General features: G+C 59.7%; 22 protein-coding genes and 1 tRNA gene. 10 read left to right on the top strand and 13 right to left on the bottom strand.

All coding sequences use genetic code 11. From position 1 onward, the window contains the following. Window position 1: 1 nt before the first annotated feature. Together J7400_RS00560 and J7400_RS00555 are read right to left on the bottom strand one after the other, a co-directional pair. Window positions 2-1,693: an NAD(P)H-dependent oxidoreductase subunit E gene (locus J7400_RS00560; RefSeq protein ID WP_209057814.1), complete on the bottom strand. Its 1,692-nt coding sequence runs from the start codon at window positions 1,691-1,693 to the stop codon at window positions 2-4. Window positions 1,694-1,782: 89 nt separating this feature from the next. Continuing rightward, window positions 1,783-2,667, bottom strand: coding sequence for a LysR family transcriptional regulator (locus tag J7400_RS00555; RefSeq protein ID WP_209057812.1), 885 nt, complete (start codon window positions 2,665-2,667; stop codon window positions 1,783-1,785). Between the two features lie 441 nt (window positions 2,668-3,108). On the opposite strand from J7400_RS00555, the gene petA reads away from it, so the two are divergent. From petA to J7400_RS00535, 4 genes are all read left to right on the top strand, one after another. Beyond that, entirely contained in the window at window positions 3,109-3,669 is a 561-nt protein-coding gene (petA, locus tag J7400_RS00550; protein WP_209057810.1) for a ubiquinol-cytochrome c reductase iron-sulfur subunit, read from the top strand. An 11-nt stretch (window positions 3,670-3,680) separates the two neighbouring features. Then, window positions 3,681-4,997 (top strand): cytochrome b, encoded by a 1,317-nt coding sequence (petB, locus tag J7400_RS00545; RefSeq protein WP_209057808.1) that lies wholly within the window; start codon window positions 3,681-3,683, stop codon window positions 4,995-4,997. 14 nt (window positions 4,998-5,011) lie between these two features. Continuing rightward, window positions 5,012-5,803 (top strand): cytochrome c1, encoded by a 792-nt coding sequence (locus tag J7400_RS00540; RefSeq protein WP_209057807.1) that lies wholly within the window; start codon window positions 5,012-5,014, stop codon window positions 5,801-5,803. A 179-nt stretch (window positions 5,804-5,982) separates the two neighbouring features. After that, window positions 5,983-6,891 carry a phosphotransferase gene (locus J7400_RS00535; RefSeq protein ID WP_209057804.1) on the top strand — a complete coding sequence of 303 codons (909 nt, stop codon included), beginning with the start codon at window positions 5,983-5,985 and terminating at the stop codon, window positions 6,889-6,891. A 178-nt stretch (window positions 6,892-7,069) separates the two neighbouring features. Here J7400_RS00535 and J7400_RS00530 read toward each other — a convergent pair whose 3' ends face one another. The 3 genes from J7400_RS00530 to J7400_RS00520 all read right to left on the bottom strand — a co-directional run bounded on the left by J7400_RS00530 (window position 7,070) and on the right by J7400_RS00520 (window position 8,964). Next, the gene (locus J7400_RS00530) at window positions 7,070-8,380 is read right to left on the bottom strand and encodes an FAD-dependent oxidoreductase (protein ID WP_209057802.1); all 1,311 of its coding nucleotides are present in this window, start codon (window positions 8,378-8,380) and stop codon (window positions 7,070-7,072) included. A gap of 307 nt (window positions 8,381-8,687) precedes the next feature. Continuing rightward, window positions 8,688-8,813 (bottom strand): type B 50S ribosomal protein L36, encoded by a 126-nt coding sequence (gene ykgO, locus J7400_RS00525; RefSeq protein ID WP_008562923.1) that lies wholly within the window; start codon window positions 8,811-8,813, stop codon window positions 8,688-8,690. Window positions 8,814-8,889: 76 nt separating this feature from the next. Beyond that, a tRNA-Val gene (locus J7400_RS00520) sits at window positions 8,890-8,964 on the bottom strand. Between the two features lie 147 nt (window positions 8,965-9,111). Between J7400_RS00520 and J7400_RS00515 the strand changes: the two genes are divergently transcribed. From J7400_RS00515 to pncB, 4 genes are all read left to right on the top strand, one after another. Continuing rightward, window positions 9,112-9,975 carry an N-formylglutamate amidohydrolase gene (locus tag J7400_RS00515; RefSeq protein ID WP_209057799.1) on the top strand — a complete coding sequence of 288 codons (864 nt, stop codon included), beginning with the start codon at window positions 9,112-9,114 and terminating at the stop codon, window positions 9,973-9,975. 127 nt (window positions 9,976-10,102) lie between these two features. Continuing rightward, window positions 10,103-10,699, top strand: a complete 597-nt coding sequence (gene pncA, locus J7400_RS00510) for a bifunctional nicotinamidase/pyrazinamidase (protein WP_209057797.1) — start codon at window positions 10,103-10,105, stop codon at window positions 10,697-10,699. Window positions 10,700-10,767: 68 nt separating this feature from the next. After that, window positions 10,768-13,005: a PAS domain-containing hybrid sensor histidine kinase/response regulator gene (locus J7400_RS00505; RefSeq protein ID WP_209057789.1), complete on the top strand. Its 2,238-nt coding sequence runs from the start codon at window positions 10,768-10,770 to the stop codon at window positions 13,003-13,005. Window positions 13,006-13,133: 128 nt separating this feature from the next. Continuing rightward, window positions 13,134-14,426: a nicotinate phosphoribosyltransferase gene (gene pncB / locus J7400_RS00500; RefSeq protein WP_209057787.1), complete on the top strand. Its 1,293-nt coding sequence runs from the start codon at window positions 13,134-13,136 to the stop codon at window positions 14,424-14,426. 75 nt (window positions 14,427-14,501) lie between these two features. Here the strand turns inward: pncB and J7400_RS00495 are convergent, their stop codons facing one another. From J7400_RS00495 to J7400_RS00460, 8 genes are all read right to left on the bottom strand, one after another. Further along, window positions 14,502-15,461 (bottom strand): phosphotransferase, encoded by a 960-nt coding sequence (locus J7400_RS00495; protein WP_209057779.1) that lies wholly within the window; start codon window positions 15,459-15,461, stop codon window positions 14,502-14,504. Next, complete coding sequence (locus J7400_RS00490; protein ID WP_209057777.1) at window positions 15,458-16,723, bottom strand: aminotransferase class III-fold pyridoxal phosphate-dependent enzyme; 1,266 nt, start codon at window positions 16,721-16,723, stop codon at window positions 15,458-15,460. The genes J7400_RS00495 and J7400_RS00490 overlap by 4 nt, the downstream gene beginning before the upstream one ends. Window positions 16,724-16,814: 91 nt before the next feature. Continuing rightward, a complete protein-coding gene (gene arfB / locus J7400_RS00485; protein ID WP_209057775.1) occupies window positions 16,815-17,240 on the bottom strand; it encodes an alternative ribosome rescue aminoacyl-tRNA hydrolase ArfB in 426 nt (141 codons plus the stop codon). A gap of 370 nt (window positions 17,241-17,610) precedes the next feature. Next, window positions 17,611-18,246: a queuosine precursor transporter gene (locus tag J7400_RS00480; protein ID WP_209057773.1), complete on the bottom strand. Its 636-nt coding sequence runs from the start codon at window positions 18,244-18,246 to the stop codon at window positions 17,611-17,613. A 96-nt stretch (window positions 18,247-18,342) separates the two neighbouring features. Continuing rightward, the gene (locus tag J7400_RS00475; protein WP_209057771.1) at window positions 18,343-19,248 is read right to left on the bottom strand and encodes an esterase-like activity of phytase family protein; all 906 of its coding nucleotides are present in this window, start codon (window positions 19,246-19,248) and stop codon (window positions 18,343-18,345) included. Further along, window positions 19,221-20,147: a penicillin-insensitive murein endopeptidase gene (mepA, locus tag J7400_RS00470; RefSeq protein WP_209057769.1), complete on the bottom strand. Its 927-nt coding sequence runs from the start codon at window positions 20,145-20,147 to the stop codon at window positions 19,221-19,223. The genes J7400_RS00475 and mepA overlap by 28 nt, the downstream gene beginning before the upstream one ends. After that, on the bottom strand, window positions 20,123-21,481 hold the full coding sequence (locus tag J7400_RS00465; RefSeq protein WP_209057761.1) for an MFS transporter: 1,359 nt from the start codon (window positions 21,479-21,481) through the stop codon (window positions 20,123-20,125). The genes mepA and J7400_RS00465 overlap by 25 nt, the downstream gene beginning before the upstream one ends. Window positions 21,482-21,536: 55 nt before the next feature. Next, complete coding sequence (locus J7400_RS00460) at window positions 21,537-22,073, bottom strand: acyl-CoA thioesterase (RefSeq protein WP_209057753.1); 537 nt, start codon at window positions 22,071-22,073, stop codon at window positions 21,537-21,539. 126 nt (window positions 22,074-22,199) lie between these two features. Here J7400_RS00460 and J7400_RS00455 point away from each other — a divergent pair, with 126 nt between their 5' ends. Further along, entirely contained in the window at window positions 22,200-22,484 is a 285-nt protein-coding gene (locus J7400_RS00455; RefSeq protein WP_209057751.1) for a YggT family protein, read from the top strand. 81 nt (window positions 22,485-22,565) lie between these two features. Beyond that, a complete protein-coding gene (recQ, locus tag J7400_RS00450; protein WP_209057749.1) occupies window positions 22,566-24,605 on the top strand; it encodes a DNA helicase RecQ in 2,040 nt (679 codons plus the stop codon). The last annotated feature ends 3 nt before the right edge of the window (window positions 24,606-24,608 follow it).

Genomic DNA, 24,608 nt, shown 5'->3' with positions numbered 1-24,608 from the left:
CTCAGATCTCCTCCCCAAAGTGTTTCATCACAAGGCGGATCGGGTTGGGGGCCGCCTGCCCAAGACCACAGATGGAGGCATCGCCCATCACCTGACACAGGTCTTCCAGAAGCGGCTGATCCCAGCTGTCCGCCTGCATCAGCTTCACCGCTTTTTCACAGCCGGTGCGGCAGGGGGTACATTGACCACAGCTCTCATCCTCAAAGAATTTGAGCATGTTTAGAGCCGCATCTTTGGCGCTGTCCTGATCAGACAGCACAACCACAGCAGCAGAACCGATAAAGGTGCCATGCGGTTGCAGCGTGTCAAAATCCAGCGGCACATCATTCAGGGATGCTGGCAGCAGACCGGAGGACGGGCCGCCGGGCTGATAAGCTTTGAAGACATGGCCCTCTGCCATGCCGCCTGCCGCTTCGATGATGTCATCAATGGTGGAACCCGCTGGCAGCAGATACACACCCGGTTCCGCCACGCGGCCAGAAACCGAATAGTTGCGCAGCCCCTTGCGGCCGTTCTTTTCGACCGAATTCAGCACCTGTGGGCCAAAACGGGCAATCCGCGCGACCCAGTACAGGGTCTCCACATTGTGCACGAGGGTCGGCTGGTTGAAGATACCGACCTGCGCCACAAACGGTGGGCGGTGACGGGGCAGGCCGCGCTTGCCTTCGATCGATTCGATCATCGCGCTTTCTTCGCCGCAGATATAGGCACCTGCGCCGCGACGCACGTCGATGTAGTCTTCGGCCACGATGCCTTCTTCCACCAGATGCGCGATCTCCTTTTTCAGGATCTTGATCACACCGGGGTTCTCGTCGCGCATGTAGATAAAGCAGGTCGCCGCTTCCACAGCCCAGGCCGCAATCAGCATGCCCTCAAGGAACATATGCGGGTTGCGCTCCAGATGGTGACGGTCCTTGAAGGTGCCGGGCTCGCCTTCGTCCCCGTTCACCGCCAGATAGCGGGGGCCGGGGTTGGCGCGCACAAAACCCCATTTGGTGCCGGACGGGAAGCCCGCACCACCAAGACCACGCAGGCCAGCTTCTTTGATCTGCTCCTGCACCTCTTCCCAATTGCCGTTTTCACGCAGGGCGCGCAGGGTCTGATAGCCGCCGTCAGCCTTATATTCCGCCAGCCCCTGGTAGTCGCCGATCTGCGGATGGGTTTCCCCGGCATGGATCGCGGCGTTCACCTTTTCATGGGTGGCATGCAGAATGTGGTTGTGGCCCACTTCGACCACAGGCGCGGTGTCACAGCGGCCCATGCAAGGCGCGCGCAGCACGCGCACTTCGGACGGGTCCATGCCGATTTCGAGCGCTTTGCGCAGCTGCTCGACCCCGGCCAATTCGCAAGACAGCGAATCACACACGCGAATCGTCAGGGCAGGGGGCGGGGTCTCATCCTCGGCCACCACATCGAAGTGGGCATAGAATGTCGCCACCTCATAGATCTCTGACTGCGCCAGACGCATCTCTTCGCCCAACGCACGGATATGCGCTGCGGACAGATGTCCGTAACTATCCTGAATCAGATGCAGAAATTCGATCAGCAGATCGCGGCGGCGTGGCCTGTCGCCCAGCAGCGCCTGTATTTCGTTTAAGGCGGAATCATCCACCTGACGGCCTTTGGGCGTACGGCGTGATTTGCCGGTGCCCTTCTTTTTCCAAACGCCTTTTGAATCGTCCAGCGGTACCATAGTGCTCTCCCTACCAGATCGACATAGGGTGACATCACAAAGGCTGATGATCAATCAGGCATTTCTTATCTGTAGATAAGCATTGCTTATCATGCGCCCAGCTTGAGGACGTTACGTAAAGCTTCCACCGTAGACAGCCCCGGCAGCCGGTGTGGCGTGACCAAACTGACGTCCTTTTCCACTGCAGGATCGCCCAGCGGCAGGGCTACGATGTCCTGCATTTCACCCAGACTGTGCAGCAATCCTTCGGGAATCACGGTGGCCGCCACACCGTTTGCAGCCATCAGCAGTGAAGAAGTGAATTCGCCGGTCTCCGCCACCACAGAGGGCACCACACCCACGTCGCGAAACACCAAATCCAGAATGCGCCGGTTCTGCATACTCGGCTCAAGCAGGCTCAGGGGCAATTCCGCCGCCTCCGCCCATGTCGCCGTGCCGGTTTTACGTGGCGCCAGCGCCTTTGGTGCCACCAGAACATAGCGCTCTTCATAGAGCGGCTCGACCCGCATCATCTCTGGGGAGACGCCCTCGCCATAGGTGATGCCCGCATCAAACACGCGCTTTTCCAGCCCCTGCTGGATGGTCAGCGAGGAGGCCGTTTGCAGCCGCACCGTGATCGCGGGGTGGGCGGCGCGCAACTGCCCCACGGCCTGCGCGGCAAATCCCACGGCGGTGGGGATCACCGCAAGCGAGAGCTGACCGGTGACCTCGCCCCCGGCGGAGCGGAACTCCTCTTCCAGCAGTTTCATCCCGTCCATGATCTTGCGGGCGTGCCGCATCAGCGCCTCACCCTCGGGGGTGAACCCCTGAAACCGGTTGCCCCGTTTCACAATCGCCGCATTGAGCCGCTCTTCCAGTTTGCGAATGCGCATGCTGAAGGCTGGCTGAGAGACGCCACACTCCTCAGCGGCGCGCGCAAAATGCCCGTGACGTGCCAGTGAGGTGAGAAATTCGAGGTCTTTCAGGCTAATCACGGCGCAGATCTCCGAAGTGAGCGACACTGCAAGCACTAGCCGCTTTGCGTCATTGGAGCCAGTCAAACGCGAATCGACTTGGCCTCTGAGCGACCTGCAGCGCAGAGGGCTGCGGCATGTCCTCGCCGCGCAAAACCCATGGAAACCGCGTCAAAACCCATGAATTTCAGCGGTTTTGGCGATTCTTCAGAATTTTCGCACCCGCCCCTTGAGGCGGCTCAGACAGCGCCTAAGTAAGAGGTTACAGTGGAATGTGCGACATTCGCGCCACTCTCAATCCTCTGTTAAGCGCGACACAGAGCCGCGATGCGCCTCCTGATGTGACTGCGCGCTGGACGGGTTGCACCACCTTCGTTAAAAACCGCCCATGAAAGGCTACGGGCAACCGTGGCCGGAAAGTATTTATAGGCCGCTGTTGCGGTCGCTTAATGGAGGAACCTCGTGTCCCACGCAGAAGATCACGAAGGCACCCGCAGAGACTTTCTCTACTACGCCACCGCTGGCGCAGGCGCAGTCACTGCCGGTGCAGCCGTCTGGCCACTGGTCAATCAGATGAACCCCTCCGCGGATGTGCGGGCGCTGTCCTCGATTCGCGTGGATATTTCGGGCATTGAGCCAGGCACCCAGCTGACCGTGAAGTGGCTTGGTAAGCCGGTCTTTATCCGTCGCCGTACGCAGGGTGAGATCGACGCCGCCCGTGCGGTTGCTCTGGAAGACCTGACCATCGACGCCACCAGCCAGAACGCCAACAAGCCCGGCACCGACGCTGCGGATGAAAACCGCGCGATGGATGAAACCGGCGAATGGCTCGTCATGATGGGTGTGTGTACCCACCTTGGCTGTGTGCCTCTGGGCGACGGCGCGGGTGAGTTCGGCGGCTGGTTCTGCCCCTGCCACGGCTCCCACTACGACACTTCCGGCCGCATTCGCAAAGGCCCGGCCCCCCAAAACCTGCATGTTCCGCTCGCCCGCTTTGAAGGCAGCGAACTGGTTCTAGGATAAGGAACGCGATCATGTCCGGAATTCCACACGATCATTACGAGCCCAAGTCGAAGGGCGCAAAATGGGTTGAAAGCCGCCTGCCGGTGATTGGCCTGATTTACGACACCATCATGATCCCGACCCCCAAGAACCTGAACTGGTGGTGGATCTGGGGCATAGTTCTGGCTTTCTGCCTGGCGCTGCAAATTGTCACCGGCATCGTTCTGGTGATGCACTACACCCCGCACGTTGATCTGGCCTTTGCCTCCATCGAGCACATCATGCGCGATGTGAACGGCGGCCATATGCTGCGTTACATCCACATGAACGGCGCATCGCTGTTCTTCTTTGCGGTCTACATCCACATCTTCCGTGGCATGTATTACGGCTCCTACAAGGCGCCACGTGAAATCACGTGGATCGTCGGCATGATCATCTACCTGTTGATGATGGCCACCGGCTTCATGGGCTACGTTCTGCCTTGGGGTCAGATGTCCTTCTGGGGCGCGACCGTGATCACCGGCCTGTTTGGCGCGATCCCGTTTGTGGGTGAAGGCCTGCAGACCTTCCTGCTCGGCGGCCCTGCGGTGGACAACGCCACCCTGAACCGCTTCTTCTCGCTGCACTATCTGCTGCCGTTTGTGATTGCTGCTCTGGTGATCGTCCACATCTGGGCGTTCCACACCACCGGCAACAACAACCCAACCGGTGTTGACGTGCGTCGCGGCTCCAAAGAAGAAGCCCAGAAAGACACGCTGCCATTCTGGCCCTACTTCGTGATCAAAGATCTCGTGGGTCTGGCGATTGTTGTCACCATCTTCTTCGCGGTTGTGGGCTTCATGCCAAACTACCTCGGCCACCCGGACAACTACATCGAAGCCAACCCGCTGGCGACGCCTGCACACATCGTGCCTGAATGGTACTTCCTGCCGTTCTACGCGATCCTGCGTGCCTTCACCGCCGACGTTTGGGTTGTGATGGCCGTGAACTGGATCACCGGTGGCATCATCGATGCGAAATTCTTCGGTGTTCTGGCGATGTTTGGTGCGATCATCGTGATGGCGCTGCTGCCATGGCTCGACACCTCCCGTGTCCGCTCCGGCCGCTTCCGTCCGATGTTCAAATGGTGGTACGCGCTGCTGGTTGTCGACTTCATCGTTCTGATGTGGGTCGGTGCTCAGGAAGCCAAGTTCCCCTATGACTGGATCTCTCTGGTGGCGTCTGCCTACTGGTTTGCCTACTTCCTCGTGATCATGCCGCTTCTGGGTATCATCGAGAAGCCGACAACTCCGCCGGCGACCATCGAGGAAGACTTCAACGCCCATTATGACATCAAGCCTGCCGAGTAATAAGGACAACAGCCATGCTTAAGAAGCTTAGCATTATCGCATTCGCGGCACTGTCCCTGTCAGCAGGTGGTGCCATGGCCGCAGGCGGCGCGGGCCACATTCACGATGTGGACTTCTCCTTCGAAGGCCCGTTCGGCAAATTTGACCAGAACCAGCTGCAGCGCGGCCTTCAGGTCTACACCGAAGTCTGCTCGGCCTGCCACGGGATGCGCTACGTGCCCCTGCGCACGCTCGCAGACGAGGGCGGCCCGCACCTGCCCGAAGATCAGGTGCGCGCTTACGCGGCGCAGTTTGACATCTATGACCCCGAGCTGGATGACGACCGCCCGCGCAAACCAACCGACTACTTCCCAGAAAGTGGTCTGGAAAGCGCACCGGATCTCAGCCTGATGGCCAAGGCCCGCGCCGGTTTCCACGGCCCTTACGGCACCGGCATCAACCAGCTGGTCAAAGGCATGGGTGGTCCGGAATACATCGCCTCGATCCTGACCGGCTACACCGGTGAGGAAAAAGAGGAAGCGGGCACCACCTTCTATGAAAACACCGCATTCCCAGGTGGCTGGATCGCCATGGCGCCGCCGCTTTACGGTGAGGATGTGGAGTATGCCGACGGCCACTCCAACTCCCTGCACCACGAAGCCGAAGACGTCTCTGCCTTCCTGATGTGGGCCGCAGAACCCAAGATGATGGCCCGCAAGCAAGCCGGTCTGACCGGGGTTCTGTTCCTGGTGGTTCTGAGCACATTGCTCTACCTGACCAACAAAAAGCTCTGGGCGCCGGTCAAAGGCAAAAAGCTGGACCTCTAAGGCCTGACCTGAGCAAGATAAGAAAGACGCCGTCAACGAAAGTTGGCGGCGTTTTTTTGTTTTGGATTGGCTGTGATGGCTTCGCGCCAGGCATGTTTGGGCTGAGGCCGCCCTTGGTTGCGCTGGTTCAAGCGCTGGCCCCACCTACCCATCGCACCTGAAAAAGGGCATCAACAGGTATGACTGACCTTTCAAGAATAGCGGCCATTATGTCTGATATGGACATCTCGGTCACCTCGGCACAGGCGCTCTCAGGCGGACACTCCCGGCAGACCTGGCTGGTCACCTGTGCAGACAACAGGCGCGTCGTCCTGCGCTTCGGAGGCGCCCACTCCCACATTGAAGCCGCGATTCTCAACCGGGCAAAACCCGTTGTCCCTGTCCCGGAGGTCATTGCCTGTGGCGCAGGGTTTTTGATTTCTGAGTTCGTCGAAGGCCAGACCTTGGAAGCGCTGCTCCACGCGGGCATCGCTGCGGGTGAAGGCGAAGCGCTGGCCGCCCAGCTTGGCCAATCCGCTGCCGCGATTGGGACCGTTGAGTTTGACCGTTCCGGGTTTTTCACAGACGGCGATCTGTCGGTAGGCAAAACCCTTCCACAAGCGCATCTACTGGCACCGTTTTGTGCAGAATGGCTCAGCAAGTCAGGGCGTTTCACCTCTTCTGAGACAGAGAGATGGAAGGCGCAGTGCGCACAAAACTTCGAGATATTGACCCCTCTGAACCAGATCAGCCGCTTGGTGCACTCGGATATGAACCCGAAGAATATCATCGTGGACCGCGTCGACGGGGGCTGGAAGCTCAAAGCTTTCATTGACTGGGAATTTGCCCATTCAGGCTGCCCATTTGCCGATGTTGGTAATTTCTGCCGGTTTGCCTCGGAATATCCCAAAGGTTTCCTGCGTTCTTTTGTCAAAGCCTTTGAGGACGCCGCGCCTCTGCTTACCGAGGGCTGGCAAAAACAGGCACGGGTTCTGGACATGATTGCTCTGAGCGATCTGGCCTCAAGGTCGGTCGGACATGTGGTTGGCGACAAAGCAGCAGCGCTGATCCGCTCTTGGACTGCCAACGGTATCCCGCCACTCGTGTGAAAGCCCCAAAACCGTAAGTCTGCTTCCCATTCGACCGCAGCAGATCCTGGAAGGCCCGGAGCCCTCCCGCTTACCAAGTAAAGCGACGCCCCAGCTTCTCATTCCCAAAATATCCCGGGGAAGCCACCGCTTGCGGTGGCAGGGGCAGCGCCCCTAAAAAACCCCCCGCTTCCCCCTCTCACTCCGCAGCCAGCTCCGCTGTCCCCAGCCGGTTAAGCCCCTGCTCCTGCAACATCTGCACAAGCTGCGCGTGGGAAACCTCCTGCACCGGCACATTGGCGCGCAAGGCCAGCGCCGCGGCCGTGCCGGTGGCCTGTCCCATCGCCATACATTGCGGCATGCCGCGCACCGAGGCAAAGGCCACCGGATCCGCCGACAGAATGCGCCCGGCAAACATCAGGTTGGGGATGTGCTCTGGCAAAAGTGCGCGAAACGGGATGGTGTAAAACTGCCCGGCCTCGAGCGCGGCGTGATGGGTCATCTCCCCTTCGGCGCGCATCACATCATCCACCGGGTTGTCACAGGCCACAATGCCATCGGCAAATTTGGTGGCGCGGGCCAGATCTGCGCCGGTCAACCGGTAAACCCCTTGCAGCTTGCGGGTCTCGCGCACCCCGACCGTGGGCGACAGCATCGCCATATGCGCCCCAGCAAATCCGGGCACATCGCTTTGCAGGAACTGCGCCAGCTGGTGGCACCGCCTGCGCCCTTCCTGAGTCGCAGCGGCCACCGCCACGGGATCCGTGCCATCCACGCCCCGCACATGCACCGAATTGCAAAACACCGTCCCCGGATGAAACCCGCGCATCAGGTAAAGCTGCGCCAGATCCGCGTGCAGCCGCCCCTCGGCAATGCCCTTGGCCGCATACGCCTGAAAATACGGATCGGGATCGGCAAAGGCGCGGTCCCAGTCCACCCCCATCATGAAAAACGATATGGTCACCGCCATCATATTGCCGGAGGCATCGCCCAAAGCGTAAGGCACCCCCGCTTTGGCGGAAATGTCGCCATCTCCCGAACAATCAATGACGATCTTGGGCTTCACTGTGAACGGCCCGTGCCGGTCACAACACCGCACGGCAGAAATGCTGTGGCCCGCCATCTCCGGTGCGATGGCCATCGCCCCCAGGCGGACCTGCACACCGGCCTCTTCCAGCATCTCAAACATGGTCAGGGTGGCCACATCGTGGTCATAGATGATCTCAGGCCCGAAATTCTCCAGCGTAGAGGCGCGTTTTTCCGCCGCCGGTGGATCCATCGCGGCCAGCCGGTTGGTCAGCTCCTCGATCAGCCCGCCAATGATGCGATCCATCGGATAGGCCCCACCCCAGGGCATGCCGGGGCAAAAGGCCATCACGCCGCCCACCTTATGGGTCGCCTCCAGAAGCGTCACCGCAAGCCCCTGCCGCGCCGCCGCAATCGCGGCTCCGAAACCTGCCGTTCCGCCCCCAATCACCAGCACATCGGTCTGAACACTGTCTTTGGCCAATTTCTATTCCCCGCCCTTTAAAACCCGGCGCCTGCGCCTTTTGGGAAAAAGACGCCCCACAGCGCGCCGCAGTCAAGCAGAATGTCAGACAAGAAGTGGCGCGGCTGTCCGCCAACCGTTGCCAGAGGGCAGCCGTCCGCCATCCTGCCAATATCTTCTCATTCGTCAAATATCCCGGGTGAAGTCACATCATTGATGTGACGAGGGCAGAGCCCTTCTGCTGATCCTTTAGCGAATCCCAAACCCCAAACACAAAAAAGCCGCCCAAAAGGCGGCTTCTTCAAATCTGTGATGCAAGTCTTGCGACTTAGCCCTGACGTGCTTTGAAGCGACGCTGGGTCTTGTTGATCACGTAAACGCGGCCCTTGCGGCGCACAACGCGGCAATCACGGTGCCGGTTCTTGAGCGAGCGGAGCGAGTTCTTGACCTTCATGGGTCTTCTCCTCATTTCGCGGCGCTGCATTGCGCCTGGGGTTACGGGACCTCTCCTCAGAGAGGCGATGAATTCATGGTGGGCGATACTGGGATCGAACCAGTGACCCCTTCGATGTCAACGAAGTGCTCTACCGCTGAGCTAATCGCCCTTTACCGACGTATACGTCCTGACCCCTAATGAAAGGGGCGCGGAAATCCGCGCCGGTGGCGGCTTCTATAAAAGGAGTCGCGGGGGGGATCAAGGGCTTTTGGCACAGTAATTTTTGCGTCTATAATTTGTTGGAACAGGAGAGACGATGCAAACGCAGGCTTATCACATTTTTGCCCCTGAATCATGCCGGACATCGGTGGTTTTTGCCTCTCCGCACAGCGGCAATGACTATCCTGAGTGGTTTATCCGGCGTTCCCTGCTCAACGCGCATACGATTCGCTCTTCAGAGGATGCCTTTGTGGATCAGCTGTTTGCGGATGCCCCGTGCTTTGGCGCGCCGTTTCTGGTGGCCAATGCCCCCCGCGCATTGCTGGATCTCAACCGCGCGGCCGAAGAACTTGATCCTGCGCTGATCCAAGGCGTGCGCAAGGTGGGCCACAATCCGCGAGTCGCCTCCGGACTTGGGGTGATTCCCCGCGTGGTGGCCAATGGGCGGGCGATCTATCACGGCAAAATGAGTCGTGCTGAGGCCGATCACAGGGTGGAGCACTACTGGCGGCCCTATCACCGCGCGCTTACGAATCTCCTCGCCGCCGCGCACAATCAATTTGGCGAAGCGATTCTCATTGATTGCCACTCCATGCCCCATGAGGCCGTCGCCGGAGCCGCCCGCCGCAGCGGTAATGCGCCCGAGATCGTGCTTGGCGATCGCTTTGGCGCGGCTGCGGATGTGGAGATCGTGGACCGGATCGAGGCCGCCTTTGTGCGCGCGGGTTTCACCGTGTCGCGCAACACGCCTTTTGCCGGCGCCTATGTGACCCAGCAATACGGCCGCCCGCACCGCCGCCAGCACGCTATTCAGGTCGAGATTGACCGCGCGCTCTATATGGATGAGGCGCGGATCGAGCCGCTGCCGGAGTTCGACAGCTTCCGCACACGGCTGCGGAGTGTCATTGCAGAGATCTCCGAGATCGGCGCGGCACCGGAGCAGGATCTGGCCGCCGAATAAGCGCGCCAGCGGCCCACCGGCGTTTCACACATCCCTGCTGAGGCTCTCTGATTCCCTCTGACGCCGCGCTTTCATTGACCTTACGTGCAGGCTTCGTCAGATTGCGCGCAAACCTGAGGAGAGAGCCATGTCCAGCGCCCTGATCGTGATCGATGTCCAGAACGACTTTTGCCCCGGCGGCGCATTGGCGGTGCCCGAAGGTGACCTGATCGTGGCAGGCATCAACGCACGGATGGCCGCCTTTGACACGGTGGTGCTGACACAGGATTGGCATCCCGCAGGCCATTCCTCCTTTGCCAGCAGCCACGCAGATAAAGCGCCTTATAATCTGATCGAGATGCCCTATGGCCCGCAGGTGCTGTGGCCGGATCACTGCGTGCAGGGCAGCGCAGGCGCGGCGTTTCATGACGGGCTGGATGTTGATCGGGCCGATCTGATCATCCGCAAAGGCATGAATCCGGCCATCGACAGCTATTCCGCTTTCTTTGAAAACGACCAGACCACCCCAACCGGGCTTGAAGGCTACCTGCGCACCCGCGGCGTTACCGCGCTGACACTGGTGGGGCTGGCCACGGATTTCTGTGTGAATTTTTCGGCACAGGATGCCGCGCGTTTGGGCTTTGATGTCACGGTGGAAGAGGCACTTTGTCGCGGCATTGATTTAGATGGATCTTTAGCCTCCGCTCGGAATACACTACAATCTATTGGTGTGTCTCTTATATAGCATTAACGATTTGAAATTTATTAACCTTTTACCGCCACGCATAATACGTTGCCTTTGGGAGTAAGCGTATGTCAGCGGGTATATTGGAACTGAGGCAGGCGCTCGCAGCATTTGACCGGAAAAACACTCGGTCTGGTAGATTGCAGCGCTATGCGCGCGGCCGACGCCGCTACGCGACCAGCCGGCTGGTGGTCGAGGTTCTTGGTGCAACCTTGATTATGGCGGCTGCATCTCTCCAACTGGGTCTCACAGCACTCGCCGCCGCACTTGTCGGAGATGCGATCGACCTGCTGATTCTACGCAAAATCAAGGCACGTCTGAAAGCCGGGGTGTCGATCCAGCGCATCGAACGCCTGTCCACTCTCAGCGCCTTTGCTCAGGCGGCGGGTCTCGCGGTTTTTGTTTCCGTGATGTGGACATCCCTGCCGGGCGAAGTCGGGCTGTTGCTCTGCCTCAGCTATCTCATTGCGGCGTCTATCAACGCGATCATGGCGTATTCTTACCACCGCGCTGCAGCGACGGTACGTATTGTGGTCTTTGGCCTTGCCATTGTGCTGCTGTTTCTCAGCGACATTTACACTGGGCGACAGGAGGGCGTGCCGCTCCTTATCAATATCTGCGCCACACTGCTGGTGGCATATGCGATGCTGCCCTTTGTGAACTATGTCACCAAGGTCCGCTTTGGCGATTTGCAGCAAAAACGCCAGCAGATCGAACAGGCGCTGGCGCTTGCCAAGGCCAACGCCTCTTTGCTGGCGCAACAGCGGGAAACACGGCGTCTTCTCTCCATCCCGGAAAACGCCGCCGAAGGTGTTTTGATGCTGGATAAAGACGCCTGCATCCTCTGGGCCAACCCTGCCTTCACCAAACGCTCGGGCTACGCGTTGGAAGAGGTGTTGGGGCGGCGGCCTTCGGAGTTCCAATACGGCCCAGCCTCTGATCCCGAGGCGGAGGCCAGCTTGCGCGAGAGCATTATGGCTGGCCGGACCGCCCGCAAAGTCAATATGAACTACACCAAATCCGGAGAGGCATATTGGGTTGAAAGCAATGTGGCCCCGGTGTTTGACGAAAAAGGCGAGCTGGAAATCTGCGTCTCCATTGAGCGCGACATCACGCTGCAGAAACAGAATGAACGAGAGCTGGCGGAGGCCAAACGCGCCGCAGAAATAGGGGAGCAGGCCAAAACCATCTTCCTCGCCAATATGAGTCATGAAATCCGCACACCGATGAATGGCATCATTGGCATGGCGGATCTGCTGTCTGATGCGAATTTGGAGCCGGAACAGGCGCTCTATGTGCAGACCATCCGCCACTCTTCTGAGGCGCTGCTGACGATCATCAACGATATTCTTGACTACTCAAAACTGCAAAGCGGCAGCATGGCGATCAACCCGTCCCGCTTTGATTTGAAGGCGCTCATTCAGGATATTGTGAACCTGCTACAGCCGCAGGCCGATGCTCGAAATCTGTCACTCAATGTCCACATACAGGACGACCTGCGCCAGTTTTTGTGGGGTGATCACGGGCGTCTGCGCCAGATCTTGCTGAACGTGATCGGCAACGCCATCAAATTCACCGAATTTGGCAGTGTTAGTGTCGAAGTGGCGCAAAGTGAAGGGGGCGATGGCCTGACCATTCAGGTCACGGACACAGGCATCGGCATTTCGACCAACCGGCTCCCGCATGTGTTTGAACAGTTTGAGCAGGCCGACAAGGATACCACCCGCCAATTTGGTGGCACCGGTCTTGGCTTGGCAATTTCTCGGCAGCTCGCGCGCATGATGGGCGGGGATGTAACCGCCACCAGCACGCTGGGCGTTGGCTCCTGTTTCACCATCAATGTGGCCATCCCCTCGGCACGCGCCCCCGACATCATACAGGATTCGGCACAATCGGGCCTTGATAAGAGCCTGTTTGAGGGGGTGAAAGTCCTTCTGGCAGAGGACAATCGCACCAATCAGCTGCTGATCAAGAAGATGTTGAAAGACCTGCCCCTGCGTCTCTATGTGGCTGGGGATGGCTCTGAGGCGGTTGTGCAAGTCATTTCCGAGGAGCCTGACATCGTGCTGATGGACATGTCCATGCCGGTGATGGATGGCCTTGATGCCACCCGCGAAATCCGCCGTCTCAGCATTACACAGCCCAAGATCGTGGCCATCACCGCCAACGCTTACAGCAGCGACCGCGCGGCCTGCATTGAGGCGGGCATGGATGACTTCCTGAGCAAGCCTCTGCGCCGGGCCGAGTTGTTGGACACACTCGCCAATATCCTGCGGGCGCGCGGCTCTCAGCCACTGGACGCCTAGTCCCGCCCAAAGACCTGCCCAGTGCTCCCTCCAACGCTGCGCCCCAAGCCTCAAACGCTTATGGGCTTGGAGCGCCCCGCAATTCTCGGTATCAACAGCACACTATATGAACTTGAGGGCCGGCAAAGATGGTCGATATCGCTACGCGCGTCTGGAACCACAAATGGAAGATCGACCCGATTGTGCGGTCTCTGATCGACAACGACTTTTACAAGTTGCTGATGTGTCAGTCGATTTTCCGCAATCGCCCTGATGCCCATGTCACCTTCAGCCTGATCAACCGCTCCTCCAAAGTGCGGCTTGCCGACCTCATCGACGAAGGAGAGCTGCGCGAACAGCTTGATCACATCCAGTCGCTGTCGCTCTCTCGTGGGGAAAGCACCTTCCTGCGCGGCAATACCTTCTACGGCAAACGCCAGATGTTCCGCTCTGACTTCATGGAGTGGTTTGAGAACATGCGCCTGCCGGATTACCATCTGGAAAAGCGCGACGGCCAATATGAGCTGACCTTTGAGGGCAAATGGCATGAGGTCATGCTCTGGGAAATCCCCGCCCTTGCGGTGCTGATGGAGCTGCGTGGCCGTGCCGTGCTGAATGATATGCGCAAATTTGAGGTGCAGGTGCTCTATGCCCGCGCCATGACCAAGCTCTGGGAAAAGATCGAACAGCTGCGCGCGCTGCCTGATCTGCGCATCGCCGATTTTGGCACCCGCCGCCGACACTCCTACCTCTGGCAGGATTGGTGTGTGCAGGCCATGGGCGAGGGGCTGGGCGACAAATTCATCGGCACTTCCAACTGCCTGATCGCCATGAAACGCGATCTGGAGGCCATCGGCACCAACGCCCATGAAATGCCCATGGTCTTCTCCGCGCTGGCCAACTCCGACGCAGAGCTGGCCCACGCGCCCTATCAGGTGCTGGAAGACTGGCATGAGGAGCACGACGGCAACCTGCGCATCATCCTGCCAGACACCTATGGCACCGAAGGCTTCCTGAAGCGCGCGCCCGATTGGCTCGCAGGCTGGACCGGCATTCGCATCGACAGCGGCGATCCGGCCTCCGGCGCGGAAACCGCGATCCGCTGGTGGAAAGAGCGTGGCGAAGACCCCACCAAGAAGCTCATCATTTTCTCTGATGGTCTGGACACCGACAAGATTGTCGAACTGCACAACCAGTTCGCCGGCCGCGCGCGTGTGTCCTTCGGCTGGGGCACCCTGCTCACCAATGATTTCCGCGGCCTCACCCCGGATGACGGCCTCGCGCCGTTCTCACTGGTCTGCAAGGCGATCAAGGCAGACGGCCGCCCCACGGTCAAACTCTCTGACAACCCCAACAAAGCGATGGGGCCACAAGAAGAGATCGACCGCTACAAACGCGTCTTCAGCGTTGGGGAACAGGATAAGATGGACGTGATTGTTTAGGCTCAGGACCCATTAATTTTTCCGCACCGGTGTCAAAACATCAATGGGTTCTGAGCCTAAGGGGGCAGGGGCCGCTCAGCCCCGCCACCGCCGTGCCATCTCTAGCGCGCGTTCTGCATAGCCCCGCACCGCCGGATCATCATCCGCATACCGCCCGTTGGTCCAGCCACAGCTGGCCAGCCCGCGCATCAATGTGAAGGCCTCAAGCAGGTCTTCTGCCCGTTCCGGCAGCGCCCTCACAGTGGCATAGCCCCGCAATAGCGCCGCGCCCAGCTCTTCGCGGTTGGGCTGATCCCAGTTTTGCGACATCTGCACGCCCAGCTCATACATGCGAAAGCCAAACACACCGTCGTCAAAATCAATCAGCCGCACCTGATCGCCCTGTTGCAGCACATTTTCCCGCAGCGCATCCGCATGGATCAGGCCAAAATCCCCACCCTGTTCGGCGTGCTTGGCAATCACCTCACGCAGCTCTGCGCCAGCCTCGCGCAGCTCTGCAGATTCCGCTTCCGTCAGGCTTGGGTTCTCCCAATACCGCCCCCAGGCCGGATCCGGCCCCAACAGCGCCTCGAGATCCATTGTCGCGCGCTCAAAGGCCTCCGGGCGGGCCATGTCATCACTGACCATATGCAGCCGCGCCAATTCTGCCCCCAGCGCTTCATGCAGGGCCTCCTGCTCGGCAGGGGGCATCGCCAGCGGCACGCCACCTTCGCCCAGCGGCTCGCCGTCCAGCCAAGTCACCAGCGAGGCCACCCGCGCGCCACCTGTCGCCAGAACCTCACCGTCCAATGTGCGGATCGGCTGCGGCACGGTCATGCCCGCCGCCACCAGCGCCTCTGACCACCAGAGTTCCGAGCGGATCGCATCATCGCTCTGATAGCCGGGCCGATGCAGGCGCAATGCGGCGCGCTGCCCCTCTGGCCCCTCGGCCTCCAGCACGATGTTCTCGCGGTTCTTGATCAGCCGTGGTGTCGCGGTGACCTCCCAAGCCTTCAGCGCGTCCTGTGCGGCCTTAAGTGCCTCTGCTTCGGTCATGCCACTTTCTCCAGCGCTGCATCCATCACCTCCGCCAGCTGATCGGCGTTTTCCTTGATGAACACACAGGGCGGGCGGATCTTCAGCGTGTTGTCAAACCGCCCCTCGGTGTGCAGCAGCACCCCAGTGTGGCGCATCTCCTCCACCACCGCATCACAGAGCGCAGTCGCAGGCTTGCCGTCCCGCCACAACTCGGCCCCGAAAAACAGCCCCGAACCGCGCACATCGGCAATCACATCATGGCGCTTTTGCAACTCGCCCAACAGGCCAAGCGCATAGGCGCCCACCTCTCTGGCGTTCTCCACCAGCTTTTCATCCTCAATCACGTTCAGCACCGCCATCGCCGCCGCCGCGCTCACCGGGTTGCCGCCAAAGGTGTTGAAATATTTGAAGCCCTCCTGAAAACAGGTCAGGATCTCCGGCCGCGTGATCACCGCCGCCACCGGATGGCCGTTGCCCATCGGTTTGCCCAGCGTCACGATGTCAGGCGCGAAATTCAGCTTCTGATGGCCCCACCAATGGCTGCCAATCCGGCCAAAGCCCGGCTGCACCTCATCGGCAATGATGATCCCCCCCGCCGCACGCACCAGCGCAATCGCCTCATCCAGAAAACCCGCCTCCAGCGTCGGGAAGCCTTCGTTGGCAAAGTAGGGGCAAACAATCAGCGCCGAGACCCCGTGGCCGTTCTCTTCCAATGTGGCAATCGCCTGTTTCACCCCTTCGGCAAAGGCCGCCGCCTGTCCGTCGCGGGTGCCGCCGGGCGGCATCATATTGTCCGGCGCCGGGGCGCGCTGCACATGCGCCTGAAAGCCGCCAATCGGCACTTTGGAGGTGTTGAGCTGGCTCACCGCCGTGGTGTTGCCGTGATAGGTGTTGTCGGTGGTGATCACCCCGGTCTTGCCGGTCATCGCCTGCGCCATACGCAGCGCCACATCATTGGCCTCAGAGCCGGAACAGACCATCACCATACTGTCCAGATCATGGTCAAACTTGGCGGTCAGCGCCTCGCCATACTCCACAATCCCGTCATGCACATAGCGCGTGTGCGTGTTCAGCACCGCCGCCTGTGAGGCAATCGCCTCCACCACCTTGGGGTGGCTATGGCCCACATGCGGCACGTTGTTGTAGCAATCCAGATACTGCCGCCCGTCCGTATCCCAGAGATAGACACCCTCGCCACGGGCCACATGCACCGGCTCTTTGTAAAAGGTGGTCATATGCGGCCCCAAAAGCCGCGCGCGGCGCTCATAGATAGTGGTCATGTCGCTCTCCTGTTTGGCGCGACCCTAGGTTGAACCTCTGACTATGCCAAGCGGACATTCGTGAATTTTCGTCGCGAAAGCGCGCTGGGTTTTATCCGTCCTCACCCCGTACCTTGCCGCGCATGGATTTGACCTCGCCGCGCTCTTTCTTGGCCTTCAGTCGCCGCTGTTGGCTGCCATAGGTCGGCTTGGTCTTGATCCGGCGTTTGGGGGCGACCAGCGCCTTGCGGATCAGATCTGCCAGTCGCTCACGCGCGATCTCTCGATTGCGGGCCTGGCTGCGGGTCTCGTCACATTGGATCACCAGCGCGCCGTCTTTGGTCCAGCGCCGGCCCGCCAGCCGTTTCAGTCGGGCCTTGATTGGCGCGGTCAGCCCGGGAGAGCGTGCCGCCTCAAAGCGCAGCTCCACCGCAGTCGCCACCTTGTTCACATTCTGCCCGCCCGGCCCGCTGGCGCGCATGAACTGTTCGGTCAGCTCCCAATCCTCAATTGTGATCTCATCACTGATTCTCAACATGGCGCTCCCCGTGTTGCGCGACCGATGGGTTAAGACATGCGGTTTTCTATGCGCCCAAAAATTCCACCGACGCAATACAGTAGGGATACCGACGCGATACCGTCGTGTGATTTTTGCCCATAAAAGAGGTTAATGCAGAAACAAAAAGGGCTGTTTCCCGCGTTGGAAACAGCCCTTCGAGATGATTGGAGGTGCGCCGGTTAGGTCCACACCAATTCGGACATTATGTCAGCCAAGGGCTGCCTCAGCTGCACTCCTTCCAAACTGTTCCGACTCCGTTCTCCATAGCTTCTCTAGACAATGGGCACCTCCTTTCAGATTGTTTCGCGTATCTCCAGCCTGCCATAGGTTGGAGATATGTCAAACAAAATCATGTGGTGCGTGCTGTCAAAGACCCCACGATGATGCGGAATGGCACAAGTGCGAGCAAAGCAAGCGAAAGTTTGACCATCCAATCGGCAAAGCCAAGGCTCACCCACAGCGGCGCGATCGGGCCGACACCCAGCAGGGGCAGCATTTCACCGGCCCAGCTGACGTCGTTGCCGGGTTCAACAAAGGTGAGTGCGCCGCTGAAGGCAACGGTGAAGAAAATCGCGGTATCCAGTGAGGAGCCGATCAGGGTGGAGGCCAGCGGCGCACGCCACCAGGCACCGCCACGCAGACGATCAAAGATAGCAACATCAAGCAGTTGCGCGGTCAGGAAGGCCAGACCGGACCCGATGGCAATGCGCAATGTCACCGCCGGATAGGTGAAGCCATCGCCTTCCAGCATGATTTTGGTGCCGATGAAGGAGCAGATCACGCCGACGATGAACCCGGTCAGAACCACGCGGCGCGCAGCGGCGACACCGTACACCCGGTTCATCACATCGGTGACAAGGAAAGCGAGAGGATATGTGAAAGCACCCCATGTCAGCCATTGCCCGTAAAGGAACTGCACGAGGATGTTAGAGGCCACCACAATGGCGGCCATGGCAAGAATGCCAGGAAGATAGGTCTTGTTCATAAGCTTAAGCCCGTTTTGACAAGGTAGCGGCGACTTGGCCCCACGCGCATCGCGGGACGACAGGCACCTACCTTTAAGGGGCGGATAGATCAAGTTTTATTGAGGAAGCACATATTCCACGAGTTCTGTGCGCTGGATCAGCCGGAAATTGTCGTCAGAGATCATCGTGAGCCTGATACGCCCCTCAGCATCGCGCCAGACCGACAGGCCTTCGAGATTGTCGTGACCGCCTATGCCATTGCGAAACAATATCTTTTCGTCAGTAGCGCCGGTTTTGTCGACGTGAAAACTGCGCACGCGGGTGCGAAACCCAAAGCCGTTAAAGCCTCGTTCCAGCAGATAAAGCCGCCCGTCTGGGCCAAAATCCGCGCCAACCGGTTGAAACTGTTTATCCCGTCTCAGGGTAAAGGCCGCGCGCCACCGTTTCCCCTGCAGCACATAGGCTTGGATCAGACTGTCGTTCTCCAGCGCATCTTCGGGCATCACCAGCAGTCGCCCTGCGGGATCGACCGCAAGCGCCTCAAAGCCCGCGTTCCCTTCCATTTCTTCAAACCAGGCTTCTGTGGGAAAGGATTTGGGCGGCGTGCCGGGGGCAGTGAAAGCTTCAACCCGATGCACCCCTTCAAAGGACACCACCAACGCTCCGTTCTTCAGGCGGGCCAGCCCTTCGCTGTCCCTTTGATTGGTGTGCGGGGAGAATTTTCCCTTTTTGTTGAGAACCTTATCGTGTCTGACATTGGACAGGCTCACAATCACACCATTCTCGCGGGCGATGTCGGCGCTGACAATCTGGCCGCGGTCGGAGATGGTGATCAGCTGCGTGCCATCCTCTGAAATCTCCAAACCGGAAAACCCGCCAAACCAGCCCGCCTGGATCTGCCACCGATAGGTGGACAGATGCTCTGCGGTGCCAGATTTGGGGTTAGAAGCTTCGGCCCAAAGCGCCAGCCCGCCGGACACGGCGAGGCAGGCGGTTATGGCGATTGCAAGACGGTGACGCATTGGCGGGGCAGATCTGTCATTTGAAGGTCACGGCGAGGTTTCGGCTTGGGCGCATTGGGGTCCGGTGGCGGAGGCGGTGGTGGGAACAGAATATCCTGCACCCATTTTTTGGCATCTGCGCAGCCATCTCCGGCGGGGGGCGGGTCCTGATTGACACAGCCTGCGGCCCCATCCGGGCAATTCAGTCTGACGTGAAAATGATAGTGGTGTCCCCACCACGGGCGTATCTTGCGCAGCCAAGCCCGGTCGCCTTTTTCGTCTTCACACATCTGCACTTTGGCACCGGGGAAGACAAAAATACGCGCCACACGGGGATCACTCGCGGCCGCTTTCAGGATCTCATGATGCTGTTTTGTCCAGCTGCTGTTGACATAAGCCCCATTGTCGCGCCGCATGGAGATCGACGAAATATTCTCCCGATCCGAAGCACTTAGCGAAAGGTTGTTTGCCGGGCGCATCCAGATATCGACGTCCAGCCCAAGCTGGTGGCTGCGGTGCCCAGTGAGCATCGGCCCACCGCGCGGCTGGCTTATGTCTCCGATATAGAGCCCCTGCCAGCCCGGCTGACGTGCCGCCTTGGCAGAGAGATCCTGAATATAGGAGATGGTTTCCGGATGGCCCCAGTTGCGGTTCCGCGAAAGCCGCATCGCTTGCCAAGTCGGCCCGGTCTCCGCCAGCTCGGCACCGCCGGCCAGACAGCCTTTGGCGTAGCTGCCATACGGCGTGCTGCTTTGTTTTGAGCCTTCGGGTTTCGCGCCAAAAAGCTGTTTGGCGGCAACCCCCTGCATGGCGACGGGCACTTCCTGCTGGGTGGAGAGCACCACCGAAGATTTTGGTGTGTCTTCCTGACAGGCGGCCAAGCCAAGCAGGGCAATCAGGATGAAGAGGCGTGGCCCCATTGTGCGCGATCTCCCTCTGGGTCAACCCAGCGTAGCAGGATCAGCCCCACCAAGAAAAGTGCGATCAGCGGGGTCACGCCAATCTGTTGGCTGTCTGACAATGTGGTCATCACACCGATGAGAAATGGGGCAATAAAGGAGGTGGCTTTACCCGCCAGAGCGTAGAGCCCAAAGGACTCAGCGGTGCGTCCCGGAATGGATTGACGTACCATCATTGTGCGGCTCGCGGATTGGATCACGCCACCCGCCGCGCCGATGATCGCGCCAATCACATAGAAGGTGTAATCCGGCAGGTTGGACTCCGGTCCAACCGCGATACCAAAGACGCTTTCACGGGATACAAAGATGATGGAAATCGCCACCCCACAGAGCAGCAGAATGCAGATATTGATCACCGGCTTCGGGCCAAATTTCGTGTCTGCCTTGCCGCCAAGCCAGGCAAAGACTGCGCCTGCGATGATCGCCAGAATGCCAAAGATACCCACATCCACCACGGACCACTGCAGCACCCCTGCCGCATAGATGCCGCCGAAGGTATACATGCCGTTCAGCGCGTCGCGATAGAACATGGAGCTGCCGAGATAGGCAAACAAAGAAGGGGTTTGCGGCAGGTTGCGGATTGTCCCCCACACATCGGTGAGCGCTTTGCCCACAGCGCCTTTGGGCGCTTTGGTGGGGCGCGGATCACGCACCCACAGGAAGAAGGGGATCATGAAGACCGCATACCAGATCGCGGTAAGCGGGCCGACAAACCGTGTGCCCTCGCGCTGCTCCGCATCCAGCCCGAAGAGCGGATCTTTCCCGATCAGCGTTTTACCTGTTTCCGCGTTTTCGGCAAACAGCGTGAGCATGACCACCAGCCCGACCAGACCGCCGAGATAGCCAAAGGCCCAACCGTTGCCGGAGATACGTCCGATTTCCTCTTTGGTGCCCAGATCCGGCAGCATCGAGTTGGTGAAGATCGTGGCGAACTCCATCCCGATCATGCCGATGGCAAAGAGGGTCAGGGTCCACAGCAGGTTGAAGTTGTCCGGCGCAGCCCACCAAAGGCCAAAGGCGCCAACCACATACATCACCGAGAACAGCCATATCCAACGCAGTCGGTTGCCAGAGCTGTCAGACAAGGCGCCCAGCACAGGGGCGAGCACGGCGATGATCACACCGGCCGCGGCGATCCCAAATCCCCAGGCAGCCTGCGCTTCTGCGCCGTCGCCAATCAGGTCTTTGATGTAGGGAGCAAAGATAAATGTGATCAGAAGGGTGTTGTAAGGCTGGCTTGCCCAATCAAAAAAGAACCAACCCCAGATGCGCTTTTTTGTTGCCGTCTTGTTCATCCGCATCCCCCCGGACTTTAGCTTCAATTAGACAGGAAGGATCAACCATAGCAAGTTATTCCTGCATGGGCGGCCAGGGCCGTGTTGCTTCGGCATCAATCCAGGCTTTGATCCATTCCGGAGCTGGCGGGGAGCTTTCGTCACGGCCCAGAGCCTCCATCACCTCTGCCGGCGGCACAATGCCTTGGCGGTTGGTGATCGCCGCACGATAGAGCGCGTGGTTGGCGCATTCGCCGTTCTGCTTCCACATGGATTGCTCAATGTAGACAAAGCGTTCGTCCCAATAGGCCGTCCGGCTGCGCATTTCGATTTTCTCAAAAGTCCGGATACGCCGGCGATAGCGCACCGTGGCCCCGGCCATCGTCATGCTCCATTTGTTTTTGCGCAGGACAGGGACCAACCCGATGCGGCTGGCCAGCGGAATGCGCCCCAAATCAAACAGCGTCAGGGTGCGGCCGTTGTTAAGCTCCATCCACAGATCAATGTCAGAGGGCCAGCAGCGGTGCTCTGACACATGTGTGCCGGTCAGCGGCAAAGGCGTGGCGTTGCGGTATTTGACCAACTCTTTGATCATGCGCATGACAGGGTACATGGGGCTCTCCTTTGCACGCCCTTCAAGGCTGCTTTAAACGGTTCGTCAACCGACTTCCTCGCGTCAGTCTTGTGCTTTTTGCGCTTGGTGCTTAACTGTGGGCCAATCGCAGCAAAGGAGCCCTCCATGATGGCAATTTACGGTCCGCTGAGACTGATCCTGGACATCGCCTTCTTCTTTATGTTGGCGCATATCATCATGAGCTGGCTGATCAATTTTCAGGTCTTGAACCTGCGTCAGCCGATCGTGGCGCAAATCTGGACCGGTCTGAACCGTTTGCTGGAGCCGATTTATGAGCCGGTGCGCCGGGTGCTGCCTGACACGCGCCCGCTGGATCTCGCGCCGCTGGTGGTCTTCGTGATCATCATCTCGCTGCGTGATTACATCCTGCCGTCTATCCTTCTGGGCTAAACGCACGCTTCGGGCTTGAGCCTGCTTGGGCACTGTGGGACAACTGCGCAGAGCAGATTGCCCAGATAAACAAGGTGAACAATGCGGGCTGCCAGCACCGTTCTCAGTGATGTTTTCGGCTTTGACGCATTCCGCCCCGGGCAGGAAGAGATCGTCAGTGCCGTGGCACAAGGCGAAGACGTCCTGGCCATCATGCCGACAGGCGGTGGCAAATCTCTGTGTTTTCAATTGCCTGCGCTTTTGCGCGAGGGGGTGACCGTTGTCATCTCCCCGCTGATCGCCCTGATGCGCGATCAGGTGCGGGCCTTGCGGGAAACCGGGGTTGAGGCCGGTGCGCTGACCTCTGGCAACACCGATGAGGAGACCGCACAGGTCTGGGACGCAATCGAGGCGGGGCGGTTGAAGCTGCTTTATATTGCACCCGAACGGCTTGCCTCCGGTGCCGCGCTGGGCATGTTGCGCCAAATTGGCGTTAGTCTGATTGCCGTGGATGAAGCCCACTGCGTCAGCCAATGGGGCCATGATTTCCGCCCGGACTATCTGCGCATCGGAGAGCTTCAGCAGGCGCTGAATGTCCCGATTGCCGCCTTCACCGCCACTGCCGATGCGGAAACCCGCGATGAAATCATCGAGCGGCTGTTTGCCGGGCGCACCCCGCAGGTTTTCCTGCATGGCTTTGACCGCCCCAACCTGCATCTGGCCTTTGCCGCCAAAGACAATCCGCGCCGCCAGATCCTGCAATTCGCCGCTGCGCGCAAAGGGCAGTCCGGCATTGTCTATTGCGGCACCCGCGCAAAAACCGAGAGCCTTGCCAAGGCCTTGCGCGAAGACGGGCATCAGGCGCTGTTTTATCACGGCGGTATGGATCCGCAGGAGCGGCGTGAAACCGAGGCGACCTTTCAGCGCGAAGACGGGCTGATCGTTGTGGCCACGGTGGCGTTCGGGATGGGTGTGGACAAACCCGACATCCGCTGGGTGGCCCACGCCGACCTGCCAAAATCCATCGAAGCCTATTATCAGGAGATCGGCCGCGCCGGACGGGATGGCGCACCGGCAGAGACATTTACGCTCTTTGGCCCTGATGACATCCGCCTGCGCCGTGCGCAGATCGACGAGGGGCTTGCCCCGCCAGAGCGCCGCGCAGCTGATCACGCGCGGCTCAACGCGCTGTTGGGGCTGGCCGAAGCGCTGAAGTGCCGCCGCGAACAGCTTCTGAAGTACTTTGGCGAAGATGAGGTCACCTGCGGCAAATGTGATCTCTGCGACACGCCGCCCGAAGTCTTTGATGGGACTGTCGCCGTACGCAAGGCGCTTTCGGCCATTCTGCGCACAGGGGAGTGGTTTGGCACCGGGCATCTGATCGACATCTTGCTTGGCAATGAAACCGACAAGGTGCGCGAGCGCGGCCATGATGCGCTGCCGACCTTCGGGGTGGGCGGCGAGTTTGACAAAAGTCAGTGGCAGGCGGTGTTTCGCCAGATGATGGGGCATGATCTGGTGCGCCCCAACCCGGAGCGCCACGGGGCTCTGACCATGACGGATCGGGCCCGTCCGGTCCTGCGCGACGAAGAAACTGTGGAGTTGCGCCGCGATACCATTCGCGTGACCTCCCGCAAACCGGCGGCCAAAACTCTGGTAAGCGAAGAAAACGCGCCGCTGATGTCTGCGCTCAAAGCCAAGCGGCGTGCTTTGGCCGAGGCCGCCAAAGTGCCGGCCTATGTGATCTTCAATGACCGCACCTTGGCCGAAATGGCCGAAGCGCGGCCCGGGGATCTGGACGACATGGCGCGGATCAGCGGTGTGGGGGCCAAAAAGCTGGCAAACTATGGCGATGCGTTCTTGGAGGTCATCAACGGCGAAGCCGAACAGATGCACCCCAGCCGCCGCAAAATCGCCGGTCGCCAGGATGCAGATCTCTATGACCAGCTGCTGGAGGCGCAATCGCGCCTGATGCGGGGGCCAAACGGCATCGACAAACCGATGAGCTGCTCTGCCTCCCTGCTGGCCAAGGTCGCAAGCCTGAAGCCACGCACCTCACAAGACATGGAGCGCCTGCTCGGGGATCGCCGTGCAGATCGTTTTGGTGCCGCCTTTCTGGACGTTCTGTATCAGGCAGATTAGATA

The organism is Shimia sp. R9_2 (genome assembly GCF_017743735.1).
Classification (GTDB): Bacteria; Pseudomonadota; Alphaproteobacteria; order Rhodobacterales; family Rhodobacteraceae; genus Shimia.
Note: the sequence above shows the minus strand (reverse complement) of the source record. Positions and strands in the feature narration are given on the sequence as shown.